General features: G+C 65.9%; 11 protein-coding genes. 4 read left to right on the top strand and 7 right to left on the bottom strand.

The window, feature by feature from the left end; genetic code table 11:
• Positions 1 to 2: 2 nt before the first annotated feature.
• Genes E0493_RS07035 through E0493_RS07025 form a run of 3 tightly spaced genes read left to right on the top strand, consistent with a single transcriptional unit; the run spans position 3 to position 4,053 of the window.
• On the top strand, positions 3 to 1,271 hold the full coding sequence (locus tag E0493_RS07035; protein WP_160936211.1) for a glycosyltransferase family 4 protein: 1,269 nt from the start codon (positions 3 to 5) through the stop codon (positions 1,269 to 1,271).
• A gap of 5 nt (positions 1,272 to 1,276) precedes the next feature.
• On the top strand, positions 1,277 to 2,710 hold the full coding sequence (locus E0493_RS07030; protein WP_160936210.1) for a lipopolysaccharide biosynthesis protein: 1,434 nt from the start codon (positions 1,277 to 1,279) through the stop codon (positions 2,708 to 2,710).
• Positions 2,707 to 4,053 carry an O-antigen ligase family protein gene (locus E0493_RS07025; RefSeq protein WP_160936209.1) on the top strand — a complete coding sequence of 449 codons (1,347 nt, stop codon included), beginning with the start codon at positions 2,707 to 2,709 and terminating at the stop codon, positions 4,051 to 4,053. The genes E0493_RS07030 and E0493_RS07025 overlap by 4 nt, the downstream gene beginning before the upstream one ends.
• A 35-nt stretch (positions 4,054 to 4,088) precedes the next feature.
• Here E0493_RS07025 and E0493_RS07020 read toward each other — a convergent pair whose 3' ends face one another.
• Together E0493_RS07020 and asnB (E0493_RS07015) are read right to left on the bottom strand one after the other, a co-directional pair.
• A complete protein-coding gene (locus E0493_RS07020; RefSeq protein ID WP_160936208.1) occupies positions 4,089 to 5,255 on the bottom strand; it encodes a glycosyltransferase family 4 protein in 1,167 nt (388 codons plus the stop codon).
• Between the two features lie 10 nt (positions 5,256 to 5,265).
• Positions 5,266 to 7,167 (bottom strand): asparagine synthase (glutamine-hydrolyzing), encoded by a 1,902-nt coding sequence (gene asnB / locus E0493_RS07015; protein ID WP_160936207.1) that lies wholly within the window; start codon positions 7,165 to 7,167, stop codon positions 5,266 to 5,268.
• 349 nt (positions 7,168 to 7,516) lie between these two features.
• Between asnB (E0493_RS07015) and asnB (E0493_RS07010) the strand changes: the two genes are divergently transcribed.
• Complete coding sequence (asnB, locus tag E0493_RS07010; RefSeq protein ID WP_160936206.1) at positions 7,517 to 9,574, top strand: asparagine synthase (glutamine-hydrolyzing); 2,058 nt, start codon at positions 7,517 to 7,519, stop codon at positions 9,572 to 9,574.
• Between the two features lie 168 nt (positions 9,575 to 9,742).
• On the opposite strand, the gene E0493_RS23705 is transcribed toward asnB (E0493_RS07010), so the two are convergent.
• The 5 genes from E0493_RS23705 to E0493_RS06985 all read right to left on the bottom strand — a co-directional run bounded on the left by E0493_RS23705 (position 9,743) and on the right by E0493_RS06985 (position 19,085).
• Positions 9,743 to 10,075 (bottom strand): M10 family metallopeptidase C-terminal domain-containing protein, encoded by a 333-nt coding sequence (locus E0493_RS23705; protein WP_160936205.1) that lies wholly within the window; start codon positions 10,073 to 10,075, stop codon positions 9,743 to 9,745.
• A 163-nt stretch (positions 10,076 to 10,238) separates the two neighbouring features.
• Positions 10,239 to 11,681, bottom strand: coding sequence for a carbohydrate-binding domain-containing protein (locus E0493_RS23700; protein ID WP_202396963.1), 1,443 nt, complete (start codon positions 11,679 to 11,681; stop codon positions 10,239 to 10,241).
• A 1,596-nt stretch (positions 11,682 to 13,277) separates the two neighbouring features.
• Positions 13,278 to 16,451, bottom strand: a complete 3,174-nt coding sequence (locus E0493_RS06995) for an acetoacetate--CoA ligase (RefSeq protein WP_160936204.1) — start codon at positions 16,449 to 16,451, stop codon at positions 13,278 to 13,280.
• 459 nt (positions 16,452 to 16,910) lie between these two features.
• The gene (locus tag E0493_RS06990) at positions 16,911 to 17,969 is read right to left on the bottom strand and encodes an LLM class flavin-dependent oxidoreductase (RefSeq protein ID WP_160936203.1); all 1,059 of its coding nucleotides are present in this window, start codon (positions 17,967 to 17,969) and stop codon (positions 16,911 to 16,913) included.
• Between the two features lie 24 nt (positions 17,970 to 17,993).
• Positions 17,994 to 19,085, bottom strand: a complete 1,092-nt coding sequence (locus tag E0493_RS06985) for a hypothetical protein (RefSeq protein WP_160936202.1) — start codon at positions 19,083 to 19,085, stop codon at positions 17,994 to 17,996.
• Positions 19,086 to 19,095 lie beyond the last annotated feature (10 nt).

Genomic DNA, 19,095 nt, shown 5'->3' with positions numbered 1-19,095 from the left:
CGATGCAAGAAGACAGACCTCCGGGCCCTGCACGGCGCGTCCTCATCGTGGTGCAGAACCTGCCTGTTCCTTTTGACCGGCGAGTCTGGCTCGAGGCGACGACACTCGCCCGCTCAGGCTACCAGGTGAGCGTGATCTGCCCCAGGATGAAGGGCTTCAACGCCGCGCGCGAAACACTCGAGGGTGTGGAGATCTACCGCTACCCCCTGCCTTTTGACGCGCAGGGCGCCGCCGGGTTCTTCGCCGAGTTCGCCTGGTGCTTCGTCATGACGGCGCTGCTCAGCCTCAGGGTCTCGGTGTTCGGGCGCGGCTTCGATGTTCTGCATGTCTGCAACCCGCCGGAAATCTACTGGCCGCTTGGCATGTTCTGGCGGCTGTTCGGCAAAGTCTTTCTGTTCGACCACCATGATCTCTCGCCCGAGATGTACGCCGCCAAGTTCGAGCGGAACGGCGGCATCCTGCTGCGGATGCTGCTCTTCCTGGAGCGCATGACCTTCAAGGTGGCGCAGGTGGTCATCACCACCAACGAAAGCCACAAGGCGGTTGCGCTGCTGCGCGGCGGCAAGTCTCCGGAGGAGGTCTATGTCGTCCGTTCCGGTCCCGATCTTTCCCGCTTCACGCTGCATGACCGGTCGCCCGAGTGGTCCAGAGGCAAGCCTTTTCTCGTTGCCTATCTCGGCGAGATCTGCAAGCAGGACGGCGTGGACCATCTGGTTCGCGCCATACGCATCCTGCGCGACGAGCTTGGCCGACAGGACGTTCACTGCGTCCTGATGGGCGGCGGTCCGCATCAGCCGCAGGTCGCCCGCTATGCCGAGGAGATCGGCGTGGCGGACTGCTGCACCTTCACGGGCCGCGTCAGCGACGAGGATCTCTGCCGCATCCTCTCCTCCGCCGATGTCGGCCTAGATCCGGACCCGAAGAACCCGTGGTCCGACCGCAGCACCATGAACAAGGTCGTGGAATACATGTTCTTCGGCCTTCCCGTTCTCGCCTACGACCTGCACGAGACGCGCGTTTCAGCCGGCGAAGCGGGGCACTACGTGACCGCCAACGACGAACGGGCGCTGGCGACGGGGATCGCGCGGCTGCTCGACGACCCCGCATCGCGGCAGCGCATGGGCCAAACGGGGCGCCAGCGCGTGCAGACCGCGCTGGCCTGGGCTTACTCGGTGCCACCGCTGATGGCCGCCTACGACCATGCCTTCGCACTCCGGGAGCCCGGCCGCCTCGCCGCGTCCGGCCGCAGTCGCGGCGGAGCTTCGGCCTGACCGCCATGCTGGTCCGTGAAGGAGCGATCTACGTCATCAGCAGAACAGTGCCGGGGGTGCTGGCCTTCGCGACCTCGATGCTGCTCACCTGGCTCCTTCCGGCGCACGAGTACGGCCTCTACGGCTTTGGCATCGCCATCGTGGTCGTGGGCAACAACGCGTTGTTCGAGTGGTTCGGGCACGGCATGATGCGATGGTACGAATCGCACCAGGATGACCCGGTCTTCATGCCGACGGTCCTGACGCTGTTCGCCGTCTCCTGCCTGCTTTCTCTGTTGCTGCCCATCCTCGCGGTCACCTTCGGGCTACTGGAGGGCAGCCAAACACTCCCCTGGGTCCTGCTGTTCGGCACCTGGGCCTACGGCTGGTTCGAGTTCACCTCGCGCATCCAGACCTGCCGCTTCCAGCCCATGCACTACCTCTTCATGAGCATCGCGCGGAACGGGCTGATCCTGGTCGGCGGCATCTTGGCCGCCCGCCTGTTGGGTTCCGGCGAGGCGGTCCTCCTGGTCGCCTTCGCCGCCATGCTTTTCTCCGGGTCGCTCTATATGCGGGGCTGGGCCCGGCCGATGCGCCTTGCCTTCGATCCGGTGCTCGCGCGCCAGCTCATGGAGTATGGCGCGCCGATGTTCCTGGCGATGGTGTTCAGCAGCCTCATGACCTCGATCCAGCCGGTCCTGATCGGCACCTTGGCCAGCAAGGCGGCCGTCGGAGGCTTCACGATTTCATTCACGCTGGTCCAGATGACGGTTCTGACGATCACCCAAGGCATCAGCATGGCCACCTGGCCCCGCTCGGTGCGGGCGATCGAAAGCGGCGATGCGGCCGCCTCGGACCACCAGCTCCGGAGCAACTTCACCTTGCTGCTGGGCGCCGTGTTGCCTGCCAGTGCCGGCCTCGCGCTTCTGGCGCCCGAGCTGGGCAGGCTCTTCGTCAACCCGGAGTACCAGGACGCCATCGTCAGAACATCACCCTGGCTGAGCGCCTGCGCCGTGCTGGTCGCCCTGCGCTCCTCCTACCTTGATGCCGCCTTCCAGCTCGGCCGCCGGACCGCTCTCCTGGCCCAGGTCACCGGCGTCGGGGCGGCGCTCAACCTTGTTCTCGCGGTGGTGCTGATCCCTCGCTGGGGCGATCTTGGCGCGGCGATGGCCATGACCATCGCCTTCGCCGCTTCCACCATCCACGCCATTCTTCTGGTACGCCGCCATTGCCCCTTGCCCTTCCCGCGCCGCGAGACAGCCTGCATCACCTTCGCGACCATTGTGATGGCGGTAGCGGTGGTATCACTGGCTGGCCACGGCGCCTTCCATCTGCCACTGCAGATCATGGGTGGCGTGGTCACCTATGCCGCGGTGCTCGGTGCCTTTTTCTGGTATGCGATGTCGCAAGGCTTGGTGCGCAGGGATGCCCTTGCGCGCGCGTTTGGACGAGCGCCATGATAGTTGGAAGAGCTTTCGCGGGCGGCGGGCAACGATCCGTCGCAGGCCAGGTCATCGGCGCCGCCGAGACGGCGTTCTGCCTCTTCGCCCTTTCCATCTACAGCGGGGCGTACACGCCTCTTCCAGTCTCCGCCAGCGGCGTCGAGTACAAGATGGGCGAGACGAACCCGCTCAATGCCGCTGCCATGGCGCTTCTGCTGTGCGGGACGATCGTCGCGGTCGCGATCCGGTGGCGCAAGGTCCTTTTCATCGCGCGGCATGGCGGCGCGGTGAACCTGTTCCTCATCCTGGCCCTCCTTTCCGCAACCTGGTCCTACTACCCCGTGATTTCGCTCAAGCGCTTCGTGGTGCTGCTGCAGACCGTCCTCTTCGGCTACTATCTCGCCGCCAGCTTCCCGATGCATCGCATTATTCGCCTCTGGGCGTCCGCGCTTTTCATTGCGCTGCTCGCATCGCTGCTGGTTGCTCTGGCTTTTCCCAGCATCGGCATCATGAGCAAAGGCGAGGTTGCCGGGACATGGCGTGGCGTCTTTGCGCACAAGAGCAGCCTGGGGGGCGCGACGGTGATAGCCGCCCTGTGCAGCGGATGGCTCTGGCTGAATGAGCCGCACCGCCGCCTGCGCCACAGCCTCGCCCTGCTGCTTTGCCTGGGCCTAGCGGTCATGTCCAGTTCCAAGACGGCGCAGATCGCGATTCTGCTGATCATCACCATCTCGGTCTGTCTGCCGCTCCTGCGCCTGCCTGGCCTCGCCCGGATCTGGGCAAGCTTTGTGCTCGCCGCAGGCACCGTCTGCGGCGCGGCGATGACGGCGCTGTTCTTCACGGACATCATGGAGGGCCTTGGCAAGGATCCTTCCCTGACCGGCCGCGTTCCCGTATGGAAGGTGCTGCTGGACCTGGCGAGCGATCGCCTTGGGCTCGGCTACGGCTACAGCGCCTTCTTCATCGATGGCAATCCCGACAGCGAACTGGTCTCGGGCTTGGCCGGCTGGGTGATCAACGAGGCACATAGCACCTATATCGAGATGGTGATCCAGTTCGGCCTCCCCGGGCTGATCCTTGTGCTCTGGGCGCTGGGCGAGGCCATTTACCGTGGCCTTGCCCTTCAGCACGATGCACCCCGCCCCTGGCTCAGCTTCGCAATCATCTATACGCTGAGCTTCTCGGCCACCAATCTGGTCGAAACCATTCTGTTCCGCGCCGGCGATATGCACTGCGTCATGTTCACGCTGGTCTTTGTCTTTTTGCGGATCGAAGCGGCCCGGCGGTCTGCCGCATCGCAGAACGGGCTATATCCGCTGCGCCGCCCCATCGATCCCCTCTATGCCGTTGTGGCCCCCTGACGCAGGCTGCCGTGGGCTGTGCCTGCGCCCGCAGTTCAGGGATGCCGCTTGCCTGCCGGCTGCGTCATGGGAGCCGTCTTGCCGTGCGGATGTTCCGACTGCTGCTGGCCGGCCAGCGTCAGCCAAGCAGCCTCAAGCGTTGGAAGCACCGCGCTTGCGACATACCGGCTCCTGACAATGGCCTGACCCTCGGCGGCTAGCTTGCTGCGCAAATCCGGCCTGAGGGCGAGGCGGGTTATGGCCTTCGCCAGCGCATGCGGATCGCGCAGCGGGATCAGCGCTTCGCTGTCACGGCCGAGGATTTCCGGCACCGCCCCGACCGAGGTGGCCAGGCAAGTTGCTCCCGAAGCCATCGCCTCGATCAAGGAGTTCGGAAACCCCTCTCCCCGCGAGGGCAGAAGGAATATGTCGGCCTGCCGCATGATGGACAGCATCCGCGCGTGTTCGACATAGCCCTCGGCGGTGACCATGTCTCCGAGATTCTCCGCCTGCAGCTGCGCGAGCAGGCTCGGCGGCAGCGCGAGGAGCCGGAAGCGGACCGGCGTCCCCGCATCCCTCAGCAGGCGTATCGCAGCGAAAACCTCCTCGAACCCTTTGCGCACCGCCTCAGTGCCGGCGACGAAAAGGCATGTGGGAATTTCCGCAGAGGGAGGCCGCGACGCCGTCACAAGATTGTCCGGCACCCAGTTTGGCAGGACAATGACGCCCTCCTTGCGGCCAAGGCGGTGCACCAGGTCCTGCCAATAGGCGGACTGCACGACGAGCCTGTCGGGCAGGCGCAGCACCCGACGGATAAGGGAGCGCGCCCGCGGTGACGAAACTTCGTAGAAGTGGTCGAAGGCGCCACCGAGGCGCATGAGCACTGGTCGCCGCAACATGCGGCTCAGCAGCACATAGAGGGCTGCCTCCCAGAAGGTCTGGAAGTCCGAGGCCTGGATCTGAACGATGTCGGCCCGACGCCCGCAAACGACGAACGAGAACGACACGAGGTGCCAGATTGTCAGGAGGCCGCCCAGCAAAACGCGGCGAACACCGCCACGGAGGACCGAGGCGTAGCCGTAATTATTGGTGACGTCCTTCTTCGGCGGGCGGGATGTGGTGAAGCGAATGAACTCATTGCGCTCCAGCAGAATCGAATTCACGACGTTCAGCATGAAGGTCGTCACGCCGCCTGTTGTTGGTGGCCAGGGGCCGACGAGCATGACCCTCAGCCTAGGCTTCAAGGCTCAGGTTCTCCTGCGTGAGGCCATGCGCGCCGCACCACAACTCGAACATGAGCAGGGCCCAGAGGGCAGATCCCCAGTCGCGCGTGCCGCGGGCATGCTCGCCGAGCAGCAGCTCCAGCGTGTGCCGCGGCACGATGCCCTGGACGGCGGCGCCCGGGGATAGCAGCCGCCCGCGGAGGAAGCCCGCGAGATCATCCTTGAACCACAGGCTGAGCGGCACCACGAACCCCTGCTTGCGGCGCCACAGGAAATCGGCCGGGAGGTAACGCTCAAGGGCCTTTCGCAGGATGTACTTCTGCCGTCCACCGACCATCTTCGCGTTGAAGGAGGCGCGGTTCATCAACTCGCCAAGGCGGTGGTCAAGGAAGGGCGTCCTGACCTCCAGCGCATGCGCCATGCTCATCCGGTCCACCTTGTGCAGCATGTCATCTGGCAGGCTGACGCGCTGTTGCCAGGCGGCTATGGCTCCCAATGGATGCAGGCCGGGCTCGCGCAGGAGGCGGGGGTTGGCACAGTCCGGAACCTCGGCCAAGGCGAGAGGAGCGACATGCTGGCGAAGGAAGGCCTGGCGGAACACCGTCTGCTGCTTGGCCATGAAGCGCTCGCCGGCCTCCAGGCCGGCATCCTCGATGTTGCGGGCGAGGCGGAGCAGCGCAAGCGAGCGAACGGTGCCGGCGGCAGCGGCCTTGCGCAAGGCCATGACCGCCAGCGAGCGCAGCGGCGCCGGCATGCGGCGCACGCGCTCGCTCAGGGCATGGCTGCGGTATACGTCGTAGCCGGCGAAGAACTCGTCCCCCCCGTCTCCCGACAGCGCCACCTTCACATGGCGGGAGGTGAGTTCCGACAGGAACCAGGTTGGCAGCGCCGCCTGGTCGGCGAAAGGCTCGTCGGCGTGCCAGGCGATCCGCTCCAGCACCTCGACGCTCTGCGGCTGCAGCACGAACTCGTGGTGCCGTGCTGCGTAGCGCTGGGCGACGATCCGCGCATAGGGCCGCTCGTCGTACCGCGCATCGGCGAAGCCGACCGAGAAGGCTTCCAGGGGCCGGTCCGCCACCTCGGCCGCAAGGGCCAGGACGGCACTTGAATCGACGCCGCCGGAGAGAAAGCAGCCGACGGGCACGTCCGCGACCAGGCGCATCCGCACCGAGTCCCGCAGCAGGTCCAGGCTTTGCTCGACCAGCGCCTCCGGATCGTCGATCTCGTCCGTGGGCAGCGGCGGCTGATACCAGGGGCGTTGCTCCAGGGCGGTTCCCGGTGCGTAGGTCAACACGTGACCGGGCAGCAGCCGACCGACATTACGGAAGATGGAGTGTTCGCCCGTCACGTAGCCAAGCGTGAGAAAGCTGTACAAGGCAAGGGGATCGAGCCGCTTCTCCGCGACGCCGCTGACCGCGAGCGCCTTGAGTTCCGAAGCCAGGTAGAGCGCCTCGGCGGTTTCGCAAATATAGAGAGGCTTCTCGCCGAAGCGGTCGCGAGCCGCGGTGATGGTCTCGCGCTCACGGTCGAAGACGACGAAGACGAACATGCCGTTGAGGCGATGCAGACAGGCCTCGCCCCACTGCTGCCAGGCGCGGAGGAGTACCTCCGTGTCCGAATGTTCGGCGAAGACGTGGCCGAGCGCTTCGAGCTCGCCACGGATCTCGCGATGATTGTAGATCTCGCCGTTGAAGGCGATCCAAAACTGTCCGTCACGAGTGGACATGGGCTGCTTGCCACCATCGAGATCGATGATCGCCAAGCGGCAATGTGCCATTGCGATGGGTCCGATCCGGCATTCCCCGAACGCGTCGGGCCCCCGATGCCGGATCGAAGCAGCCGCCGCGGCGAAGCGCCGGTCCGACTCCGGGTCGGTCGCGACTTTGCTGTAGGAAAGCACGAAACCACACATCAGGATGCAACCCCCGACTCAAGGTAAGGCCCGGCCACACCGGATTGGGCGTGTTTCGTGACATGACCGCTGAAAAGCCGGCAACGGGGATCCGCACCAGCCTCTCAACACCTCCGCCGCCGCATCCCACGCATGTGGACCCCGCCTTCGCGCGGTTTCACCCGCGAAGTGTAGGCCTCAACCGGGAGGCTTCACACCGGCCCTGCCGACCTACTTCGAAAGAGATATGCGCGGCCGGGCGGTGCGGGAGCTAGGATCGGGCCGCGGTGCCTGCCGGCGCGCTCCAACCCAAATTTTCCCATTCGCCCGCCGGGCTTCCGGGCGGCGGGCGAAGAAAGGATGTCCAGACATGTGCGGCATCGCCGGAATTCTCCGCCTTGATGGCGCCGCGCCGTCGCAGGCGGAACTGGCCGCCATGGCCACGGCGATGGAGCATCGCGGCCCGGACGACGAGGGCTTCTTCCGCACCGGGCGCCTCGGCTTCGCGTTCCGGCGCCTGGCCATCCTTGATCTTTCCGCCTTGGGGCACCAGCCCATGCTCACGGCTGACGGCCGGCATGCGATCGTCTTCAACGGGGAAATCTACAATCATCTTGAGCTGCGGGCCCGGCTCGAGAGCGAAGGAGCGGCGCCGGCAGGCGGCTGGGCGTCGGGCTCCGACACCGAGACCCTGCTGCATGCCTGCGCAGCCTGGGGCGCCAGCCGCGCCTGCCGGGCGGCGAATGGCATGTTCGCCTTCGCCTGGTGGGACGGGAATGGGCAGCGGCTCACCCTGGCACGCGACCGCTTCGGCAAGAAGCCGCTGTTCCTCGCCTGGGAAGGGCAGAATGGCCTGGCCTTCGCGTCCGAATTGCGCGCCCTCCGTGCCGCCTGGCCGCTGGCGGAGCGCAGCCCGGAAATGGACCACACCCGGCTCGCCGCCTTCCTTTGCTACCGCTTCGTTCCCGGCCAGGAGACGCTGCTCGCCGGCGTGGAGCCGCTGGCGCCCGGATGCATTCTGGAGATCGAGGCGGGCCCAACGTCCGCATCCGCGCCGCGGCCCGCTCCCAGGCCCTACTATGACTACGACTTCTCGCGCGGCCGCAAGGCCGTGCAGGATCTCGCCACGCCGCAGCCCGAGACGGCGGATGCTGCCGATCTCTCCCCCGATTACCTGTCGGACGAGGCGGAAGCGGCCGGCCTGCTGCACGAGCTGCTGGAGGACGCCGTCCGGCTGAGGTTGCTGAGCGACGTGCCGTTCGGCGCCTTTCTCTCGGGCGGCCTCGACTCCTCCCTGATCGTGTCCTTGATGACCAAGCTGCATCCGGAGCCGGTGAAGACCTACTCCATCGGCTTCGACACCGGCTTCAGCGAGACAGGGCCGGCGGAGCGGGTGGCCCGCCATCTGGGCACCGACCATCACGCGCTGACGGTCGGCGCGGCGGATCTTGTGCGTGCGATCCCGGCGGCGCTTTGGAGCCGTGAGACGCCCATCAGCGAGCCAAGCGACGTGCCCATCTACCTGCTGGCGCGCATGGCACGGGAGAAGGTGACGGTGGTGCTGTCCGGCGAAGGCGCCGACGAGACCTTCGCCGGCTATCCGAAATACGCCGCGCAGGCGGCTGCCCACAGCGTCCCCGGGAGAACGGTTCTGAACCTTCCGGGCGCCCGCAACATGCTCGGCACCGTTGCGCGCGCCTTGCCGGCATCGCTGCGCCGGGCGCAAACGATGCTGGAGGCCTTCGCACTGCAGGGGCGCTTCGAGCATCACGCCGCCTGGTTCGGCGCCTTCTCGGCCGATGAGCGCCGGGAACTTCTCTCTCCTGCCCTGAGCGCGGAGGCCGAGGAGCACGTGCATGCGGCGGCAGGGCTTGTGCTGCACGGCCGTGGCGCGAACAGCTTCGCCTTTCCATCCCCGGTCGAGGAAGCGCTCTATCTCGACACCCGGCTCTGGCTGCCCGCGAACCTCTTGCTGCGCGGGGACCGGATGACGATGGCGCATTCGCTGGAGTTGCGCTGCCCGTTCCTTGATTGGCGCGTGGTCGAATTCGCCGCGCGGCGCGTGCCGCGCTGGATGAAGGTGCGGGGCCGCCAGGGCAAGCGGCTCCTCAAGCGGGTGGCCGAAGAACATGCCGGGTTGCCATCCGACATCGTCCACCGCCCCAAATGGGGCTTCAAGGTGCCTGTCAGCGCATGGTTCCGTGGCGGCGCCCTCGGCGCCTCCTTGCGGGACGCGCTGCTTTCACGCCAAGCAAGGGCACGCGGCTGGTACCAGGAAGCGGCCATCCGGCGCCTGATGGAGGAGCATGCCGCCGGCCGCGCCGATCACGGCAGGAAGCTGTGGATTCTCTACCAGCTGGAACTTTGGCACCGCATGTTCGTGGACGGCACGCTGTCACCCACGGACGACCTGACCAGCTCACCCTGACGCGCGGGCGACGCCGGCCTGGCAGACGGGCGGCGGCAGCCCGGCAAGGGCTCCCCGCCTCCAGAGCGAAACCTGGGATGTTCCGGCGCAGCGGGGCGAAAGCCGCCAGGCGTGCGAAAAGCAAGCTGGCCACGGCATCTCGCCGATGCCGTGGCCGATCAGCGTCGATCAGCCGAAGCTGAAGTCGCTCCAGTCCAGCGAGTGGACGTTGGGCAGGAAGACGCCGCCATTCTGGCCGTTGTTGAAGACGACCTCCAGGCCGCTGCCGACACCGTTCCAGGTGGTCTCGTGCCAGGAGATGTCGGACTGCGACATGCCCGCCATCTTCAGCGTGTCGTTGCCGTGGCTGAAGTCGGACACCCAGTCGAAGCCATCCCCCTTCGAGAAGGCGAAGACATCATGCCCGGCGCCGCCGGTCAGCTTGTCGTTGCCCCGGCCACCGGTGATGAGGTCGTCGCCCGACGTGCCGGCCAGCGTGTCGTTGCCCGCCGTGCCGTTCACCGCATGCAGCGCGGCGGTCGACGAGGAAGTGCCGCCGGAGGAGCCCGTGTTGCTGCTTNAGCGAAACCTGGGATGTTCCGGCGCAGCGGGGCGAAAGCCGCCAGGCGTGCGAAAAGCAAGCTGGCCACGGCATCTCGCCGATGCCGTGGCCGATCAGCGTCGATCAGCCGAAGCTGAAGTCGCTCCAGTCCAGCGAGTGGACGTTGGGCAGGAAGACGCCGCCATTCTGGCCGTTGTTGAAGACGACCTCCAGGCCGCTGCCGACACCGTTCCAGGTGGTCTCGTGCCAGGAGATGTCGGACTGCGACATGCCCGCCATCTTCAGCGTGTCGTTGCCGCGGCTGAAGTCGGACACCCAGTCGAAGCCATCCCCCTTCGAGAAGGCGAAGACATCATGCCCGGCGCCGCCGGTCAGCTTGTCGTTGCCCTGGCCACCGGTGATGAGGTCGTCGCCGGACGTGCCGGCCAGCGTGTCGTTGCCCGCCGTGCCGTTCACCGCATGCAGCGCGGCGGTCGACGAGGAAGTGCCGCCGGAGGAGGCGCCATTGGAGGAACCGGTCGTGTCATGAACCTGGAAGCTCGCGGGGCCGTTGCTGGTGAGCGACATCTTCGCCCCGCTCACGTCGGCGCCGTTGTAGGCCGCCCCGTCCACATGGAGGTTGCGATCGGCCGTCGCCGACCCGCCATAAGCGTCGTTCAGGAAGTTCACCGCGACGGTATGGGCGCCTTCGCTCCAGTCGCCTTTAACCGTGATGGTGTCGTGCTGCCCTGCGGCATGCGAGGCGGAGGCGGTCATGGTGCCGCCGACCTGCTTGCCGTCGACGCTCACCGTGTACTGCGCGTTGCCGTTGTACGCATCCTGGCTGATCTGGAGCACCAGGCTGTCCGAGCCGCTGCCGACCGTTGCCGTCGCCGGAGACGAGCCGGGGGACGCGCCGGGGGACGCGCCGGTGCCGGAGGAGGCGGGCGGAGTCGTCGGAGCTACGGGTGCGGAGGTATTCGAGTCGGGAATGCCGTCCCACACCTGGACATTATCGACCAGCATATCGACCGGCTTGTTGCTGTAGGGGCTGGCCAGAAAGATCCGGTCGATCGGCGCGTTGTTCTGGCCGATGTTGTCGCCGACATGGTCAAAGACGGTCTGGCCGTTGATCTTCAGCCACACCTCGCCGTTCGCATTGTCGCGGTTCGTGTAGAACTCGACATGCGCCCACTCGCCCTGGGGCACGGCGACGGAGTGGTTCTCCCCCTGCCAGAAAGTCTGCAGCGGGACGTTTCCGTTGGCGTTGGTGTCCCACTTCATGGCCCAATAGGGCGTGCCGTTGCCGTCCACCTGGATGTTGGTGACGACCCGGAAATCGCCCGCGGACTTCCATTCGGGAACTGCGGTCATCCAGCCCCCTGCCCCCAGCAGCTGGCCCAGGTTCGACGGCAGCTTGATCCACTCGCTGACATAGAACTCGCCCGGGCTCTGCTGCGGGCTGATCATGAAGGGGGACTGCGTCGCGTCGCTCACCTTCTGGTTGACGTCCAGGTGCAGCGCCTGGGTCGAGGCCCCATCCATCCCCGAAACGGTGTCGATGCTGTTCGAGATGACACTGGACATGTCACCGCCCATGGTCAGCAGCTGGATGGTGCTCTTTCCACCCCAGATGCTGCCTGGCCAGCTGTACCCCGTCGAGGAGTCCGTCCCCGAAATGTCCTGGTAGGCGTTGCCGCCCGAGACATTGTAAGGCGCGGTCAAGCTGAGATTGCCCTCGAAACCTGAGGACATAAGAAGATTGGCCATATCTATCCTGCGGCGTTGTGTCGCATGCGCGATCCAATTTCGATCAGCGTTGCGAACAAAAAATTAACCGGGGGTTGGGAACTGACTCGCGCTGACACCTGGTGTGCCGCCGGCTCTTCGCTCGACGCGCACCTTCAGGGTCGGCCGGCGAACCGGCCGCCATCGCGTCATAGGATTTCTTTCCTATTCTCGACGCGACAAACCACCACCGGCGGCACGCAGAGGCGGCCACCGGCCTTCACTCAGCGCAATATCCACACCCCGCCGGGCGGTTGCGAGTTGGTCCGGAAATCCGAGCTTCCGGGTACGGCAAGGGCGTGAGCCACCATTGCCGCACAAGCAGCTTCAGAAGCGCATAGGCCTGATTCCTTCCGCATATGCCTCCGGACAGAGTCTTCCCGTGCCCGGGCCTGCATGCATGCATGTGCAGACTGCTCCGAAGCGTCGGCGAAAACCTTGTCCTGGCGAAAGCAGCCGGCCGCATGCGCGGAGGAACCCGCGATACTGGTCGCGTGCCGGAACTCTCAGAGGCTAAAGCGAGCTTGCACGCCATGGATGCGCATGGCGAACGACAGAGGAGGGCAAACTGACTAGCGAACTGCGGTTACGAGCAACTCCGACCTGCGAGAGGCCATCGAAAGATTATCGGCGCACCACCGGGCCGGGAAGCAGCCCTGGTGTTGACGTTACACGCGACGGGCGAGCCGACACTGTCCCCGTCGCCGCCCCCGATTGCCATCCATCATCCTCTTGGTCAAGCCAGATTGGAGTCCTCAGCACGATCGAGCAGGATCCTGTGCTGCTTCGACCACCAAGGGACAAGTTTCGGCAGGGGAAAGTTCGCGTTGATCTTGCTGCTGCTAAGAACCGAAGAAAACTCAGTTTTGCGGATCACCGATGCAGCCTGCTACCACAGAGCCTTTCGTCATTCGCAGCCGCTGTCGTCGCTGACGGGACGCAGTCGAAATCAACGGATACTTTGCCAAGCCCCGATTCTGCCCGTGCGAATCCGGCGGCGCACCACCGTGCCCAGCCCCGGGGGAGTAGGTGCCTGGCCGGTCAGCGTGCTTCACGGGAGTTCCGCGATGTCGCCTTCCGCGCGGACCCACCGACAAGAGCTGGCCCCCTGCGCTTCCTTTCCGCAGCACGCCCACAGTCATCCCGGCCGACCAGGCCGACTTGTGCAAACCTCTCCCGTTCGCGCCTTGGTCTGCGGCCTACGGAGCACTCGCTAGGCTGCGCTCCCTCGCCTGCCTCATCGATCACCTTGTGGGGCAGCCATCGCGCGCTGCGGACACCCGCCCCCGGCTTGACTGCGTCCTCCATTCCCGCGCCGTCCAAAGCCTTGCCGCCACAGTGTGACCCATGCGCCACTATCAGGCTGTTCCGAACCGTGTGCCGCGGGACGACAAGTCAGATCGGCAGAAGCACGATCTCGGAGTACAGCGCATCGGGAATGCTCCCGGTCCTTGCTGGCGAGCGGTAGCAGGATCGCGCTGGGATCAGCACTCCAGCCGGTTGGCGCCCGAAGAGCCTGGCATCCGCAACCAGTGCCGCCGTGCGTTGGCGACGCAGAATGGCCAACTTGACGCGTTCCAGGTGCCGCGACAGGAGATCCGGCGCACTGCAGTGGAGAATGTCCGAGTAAGGTACGCGAAGCCGCACGATTCTTTCCAGGCGCCTTGCCGCCACTCTGTGCGTACGCCGCTTCACCACCAGATAGGCGTAGTCACTGCCATCCCTCACCGTGAGCTGCAGGCAATCATAGGGTGCATGATCGTCGAAGATCTGGCCTTGCTCTGGGGTCAGCATCGCCCGCACGGCAGCCGGATCAAAGCAAATGACCGGCTTGGAAACGCCGAACAGTCCTCGGCTCGACCACAGCGGCGGCAAGATGACCCTGTGTGTGTCCCGCGGCACGAAGCGCTGCGCCAGGAGCGCTGCCCAGGAGGTCGGCCCAGGCGTAAGCGCTGTATAGGTAAGCTCCTCATCCTGCAGCGCGGCAGCAAGCAAGGCCATGCCCCAACCCCGATATCGGGCGTCGACCGCCCAGGAGGTGATGTTGTGAACCACAACCGACCTGCCATCCAGTTGGCGCCGAGCAGCCACGATTCCGAGAAAGCCGACAACCTCGCTCCCATCCAGAAGCACCAGCCCATGCGCAGGCTCTGACCAACGGTGCTCGAACAGCTTTTGCCAAGTGGGCGCCTTGATGCCGGATCCACGGAAAGTCGATTCGAGGAAGCGGCAGACGGGCTCGCGGTCCTCAAGCACCATCGCGCGGAAACGAAGTTTCGACCTCTCGTCCGGCGGGGACTTCTCGGCCTCCGGGCCGGCGGACAGCGCAGCCGAAAGTCCTTCGACGGAGGGGGCCGAGAGCAAGGTCTGGAACGGCAGGGCACGCCCCGCATAGCGCTCAACCTCGACGAGGAGGTTGACCATCGCCAGCGAATCCGCGCCGAGGTTGAGCAGATTGTCCGACCAGCCAATGGGCGAGACATCAAGGACGCGCTCGGCGATCAGCTGCAAGTCGTGCCGCATCCGCTCAATCGAAGGAAGGACACCAAGACCCAAGTTTGCGAGGTCTGGAACCTTTGCTGCCACGGCTGAACCAAGAGCGGGATGGCGGGCGATCGCCTCCAGGCATTCCGGATTCTGCAACGCCTCGCGGTTCCGGGCCGGGCGGCCGTTCACGGCGTCGCGGGCAGCCGTCTCAGATCGCTTGCCGTTGAAGGTGGTCGGCAGCGCCTCCACTTGCAGAATACGGGCAGGCACGAATGCGGGCGATCCGCACCGCGCAAGCTCCTCACGGATCCGCCTCATCAGTGCGGCGTCCAGGGCGCCCTCGCGCAAGACAACCAGAAGAACCATGCGCGTTCCGCCAGGCTCGTTCTCAGCCTGCTGCTCAACAGCCATCGCCTCGCCGATTTCCTCGAATTCCCCGAGGATACGATAGATCTCCGCCGTACCGACGCGGATGCCCCGCACGTTGAGGACGCCGTCGGACCGACCATGCAGCTTCCAGCCGCCATGCGATGTCTCTTCGATGAGGTCGCCATGCGTCCATACCCCGGGATGCTGGCTGAAATAGGCGGCGTGGAAGCGTGTTCCGTCCGCGTCGCCATGCAGCCCCAGCGGACGCGACGGGAAGGGATTGGCGCAAATCAACTCGCCGATGCGCGCCTCCGGCTCATCCCTCGGCAGAAGTGCGCGGACATCCAGGCCAAGGCTACGGCACTGCGCCTCACCTCGATAAACAGGCAGGTTCGGATTCCCCAGCACGAAGCAGCCGATGATGTCGGTGCCGCCTGAGATCGATTGCAGCGGAACCTCTGCCTTGACGTGGTCGCGCACCCAATCGTACTGCCGCGGCTGCAAGATTGATCCCGTTGAGAGAATTCCCCGCAGCCCGGACAAATCATGCATCCGGCCCGGGGAGAAACCTGCGGCCTCGCAGAACTGGAGGTATGCGGGATTGGTTCCGAAGACCGTTACGCGCTCGTCAGCAGCGATCCGCCAGAAAGTCTCCGGCCCCTCGAGCGGTCCGTCATAGAGCACGATCTCCACGCCGGAGGCCAGGGCGGAGAGCTGCCAATTCCACATCATCCAGCCGCAGGACGTCTGGAAGAACAGCTTGTCGCCCGGCCGAAGGTCGCAGTGCAGGCGGTGCTCCTTCATATGCTCGAGCAAAGTGCCGCCGGCGCCATGCCGGATGCACTTCGGCGCGCCCGTCGTGCCCGAGGAGAACAGTGTGAACAGGGCGGCGTTGAACGGATTGCGCGGCCATTCAAGCTGCGGCTGCTCGTCTGCAGGAGCTTCGGTGAGCTCGGCGAACCTGTGCAGAGCGACCGGCAGCTCGCCTGCGGGCACGGGACCATCATCCAGCGCCACGACAGCCGTGAGGCCAGGCAACCCGGCAACAACGGCCGCCACCTTCTCACCCGTCGGGATGCCGGTGTCCCACGGCTCTGCACGAAGGCAGGCGAACAGCACCGCGGGGCAGAGCGGAGCGAAGCGCGCGAGCATCGCGGGCGCGCCCATGTCGGGCGCGCAACTTGCGAAAGTGGCCCCGATGGCGGCAGCGGCCAAGGCTGCGATCGCAGCCTCCGCGTTGTTCCGCGCGATCGCCGCGACATGATCCCCACGGCCGACGCCCAGGTGCCGCAACGCCACCGCCAGCCGGGCAACAGCGAGCCGCAGAGCCTCATAGGTGAACTGCTCTCGACGGCCGCCTGCGTGACATGCGGTAAGGGCTGGCAGCTTCGCACTGCCGGCAAGAAGGCATTCAGCATAGTTGAGGCGCAGGTTCGGGAAAAATTGAGCGGCCTCGCCACCACCGTCGGTGCAGACGGGTTCCCTCTCACCTTCGACAGGCAAGGCGGACCACTCCAGCAACAGGCGCCAGAAGCTCCGGAACTCTTCCACGGAGAAGCGGTCCAACGCCGCTTCGTCGGAGAGGGGCTGCCCCGCCCGGCCTGCGCACCACTGCCTGAAGGCCGTCATCTGCGACTGCGCGACAGTCTGGCTGTCGGGACGATATACCGCCTCATCCGACGGCGCTGCAGCCGGTGCGCGAAGAACGGTCATGGCCACCCTCCCTCTGTCGATCCGGCGCTGAAGACAGGCCGGATGCACTTCCCTCCGGGCAGTGGCGCATGGCTGCCGCGTCGCAGGATATACGACCTGCCGGCAAGGCGTTCGGGAGGGATCTGAGTCGCCTGGCGGCGGAGCCACGTGTTGCGCATCGGGGGGCTTTCCGCTCGCCCGAGGCGCTGATGCGCTGCGGGCCGGATGTGGCTCAGAAGGGCATCGGGTCGACGGCGCTTGATGCTCCGGCATGGCTCGGGCCATGCCGCAGGAGAGGCTGCGAAGGGCGGAGAAGGCCTTCCGAGCAGCACGCCATGGCGTTCAGTGCAGCGCGTTGCGGCCTGCGCCGCAGGCGGAGGCGGCAAACCGCTTGAAGGGAAGGCCACAAGCCGCCCCCTCGCTGGTGTCCGGCCAGGCCATGCTTCCGGGCCGAGCTCTCCTGCCTTTCCCCAGCGCATCTCATGCTGCCGGCAGGGTCGTGCCTTCCGCGCCGCGGCCGGCCTTCTGGAGTGCCTTGCGGAACACAATGCCGGTGGTTTCAAGATCCGTGGCCTCGCGGGGAATGTCGAGAATGAAGCAGGTGGCTCCGGAACGGAGATAGGTTGCGATCTCATTGGAAACCGTTTCATATTCGCCAACCAGGTAGGGGCAGAAGGTTCCATAGTTCTCAAAGGGCCAGAGCCAATACGTGTCCCGCTGGTCTGCCTTTCGTTTGGCCAGTTCTGAGAGTTGCCGGTGCCAGAGCGAGTCACTGGTTTTCATTGCCAGCTGATGGGCCAGACGGCCGCGCCGGTCTTCCGGGAAGCGCTGGAAGGCGATGCGCCAGGCCTCTTCTGGATCATTCCGTGCGATGATGCCGACGCGGATGCCGCGAGGCGTTCTGCCAGTGATGCCAAGGCTTTCCGCAGCCCGAGCTTCCAAGGGTGGCTTCGGATACTCCACGGCGGTCGCTCCGATCGCAGCGGCCGCCTGCTGCCCTGCTTCCGAGGAGCCGGAGATGAGCAGCCCTGGAAAAAGTTCGGCCGGCAGCGGCGGCGTCATCCGCAGGTTCTGTACCTCATAGTACTGCCCTTGGAAGGTGACCGAGGCCTCTGCTTCCAGCAGGCGACGCAGGACGAGCGCGTACTCGATGGTTCGCACGTAGCGCTGGTCGTGCGGGGTGGTGTCGCCAAGCGCGGCGAGATCATTTCGAAATCCACCCGCCAGCATGTTGAGATGGATGCGGCGGCCATGCAGGAAGGCAAGGGAGGATACCATCTTCGCGGCGGAATAGGGGTGCATGTAGATTGGTTGCACCGCCACCAGCGGGCTGAGCTGCCGTGTGGACTGCAACATGGCCTGCGCCACCAGCCACGGATCAACGATCCCGTTGTCCGTGTAGATGAGCATCCCGGTGCAGCCCGCCTCATCGCTCCAGGCCGCTGCCTCACGCGCCGCGCGCAGGTATTCCGCTGCCGCCATTGTTCGCGACTGCGGACAGGTGGTGAAAATCTCGATGGCCCCGTCGAAGCTGAGCATCGGCTTGCCTCCGTACAAGCATTGTCAGGCCGGCGCGGCGAGCAGGCTTTCGCCTCGTGCGCCAAGATAACGTTCCCTCAGGGCCGGGAAAGGCAACGAGTCGTCAGCCCTGAGGTAGCCCGTGTCGATCACTGCAGGCGGCGAAATCCCCTGCTTCGACCACCAGTGACCAGGATGCGGCTTTCGCGCGAAGAAGCCTGCCTTGCGTAAAGCGGCCACCTTCATCTCGCTCGACGCGCAGCAACGAACGATGCCCGCCCCTCGCCCGGCCAGTTGCGCAACGGTCTCCGAGACGACCCAGTCAGCAAGCTGTTGGTCGTCCCGGGCAAGCTGGAGGTGAACAATGCAGGCGTCGTAGCCGGAGGCCGCAGGTTCGAGTTGCGACAGCGAGAAGCCGACTGTCTCGCCGTCCAGCAAGAAAGCCAGGCCAAGCGGCTGCGCGAAGTCCCGCGGCATAGCTGCGAACCAGGCAAGATCTTCGGTCGAGAGCAGCTGCACCAATCCTGGGCGCTGCGGCCTCGGGAGCAGCGGAGGGTTGCCGGGAAGCCACTCCCGGACGTGCGCCGCCCCGTGGGGCGGCGGAGATCGCGCGGGCCGACGCAGCGGCACCACCTCGGGAATAGCTCTGACCCTTTGCTCGTTTCCTGGCCAGCGCATGCGGATGATAGTCCCTACCAGGCTGCGCAGGCGCAGCGGCAGCACCCACTTCTGCACCTCGGGAATGCGCGTCCAACGCAGCCGTGGCACAAGCGCGAGGGTGGCTGCGGACCCGCCGCTCAGGAACAGCGGCTCCGGGCAGGCCATGGCGCGGCGCATCAGGGAGATGCCCACGCCAAGGGGCCGGTAGCGGGGCAGGCAGAACCAGTCACAGGTTTCCCGCACCCGCAGCGGCGCACCGTCAAGCAGGTAGGGCCTGACAAAGGTATCCAGGAGCGCAACACACTGCGCTCCGTCGAACGCCAGCCAGGTATCGCCGCCGCGCGGCTTCTCGTCGTAGCGCCAGCGGACCAGGGCGCGACCGAGGTCGCCCCCCCAGTTCGCCTCCCAGGCCTGAACCAGCAGCCGCTCAAGGCCCGGTCGCGTGGACTCGTCTAGTCGCGCTACGCTGATGGCCATGCATTCCTCC

Source organism: Teichococcus coralli, assembly GCF_009829925.1.
Classification (GTDB): Bacteria; Pseudomonadota; Alphaproteobacteria; order Acetobacterales; family Acetobacteraceae; genus Pseudoroseomonas; species Pseudoroseomonas coralli.
The sequence above is the reverse complement of the archived record's forward strand: the minus strand, read 5'-3'. Positions and strand labels throughout refer to the sequence as shown.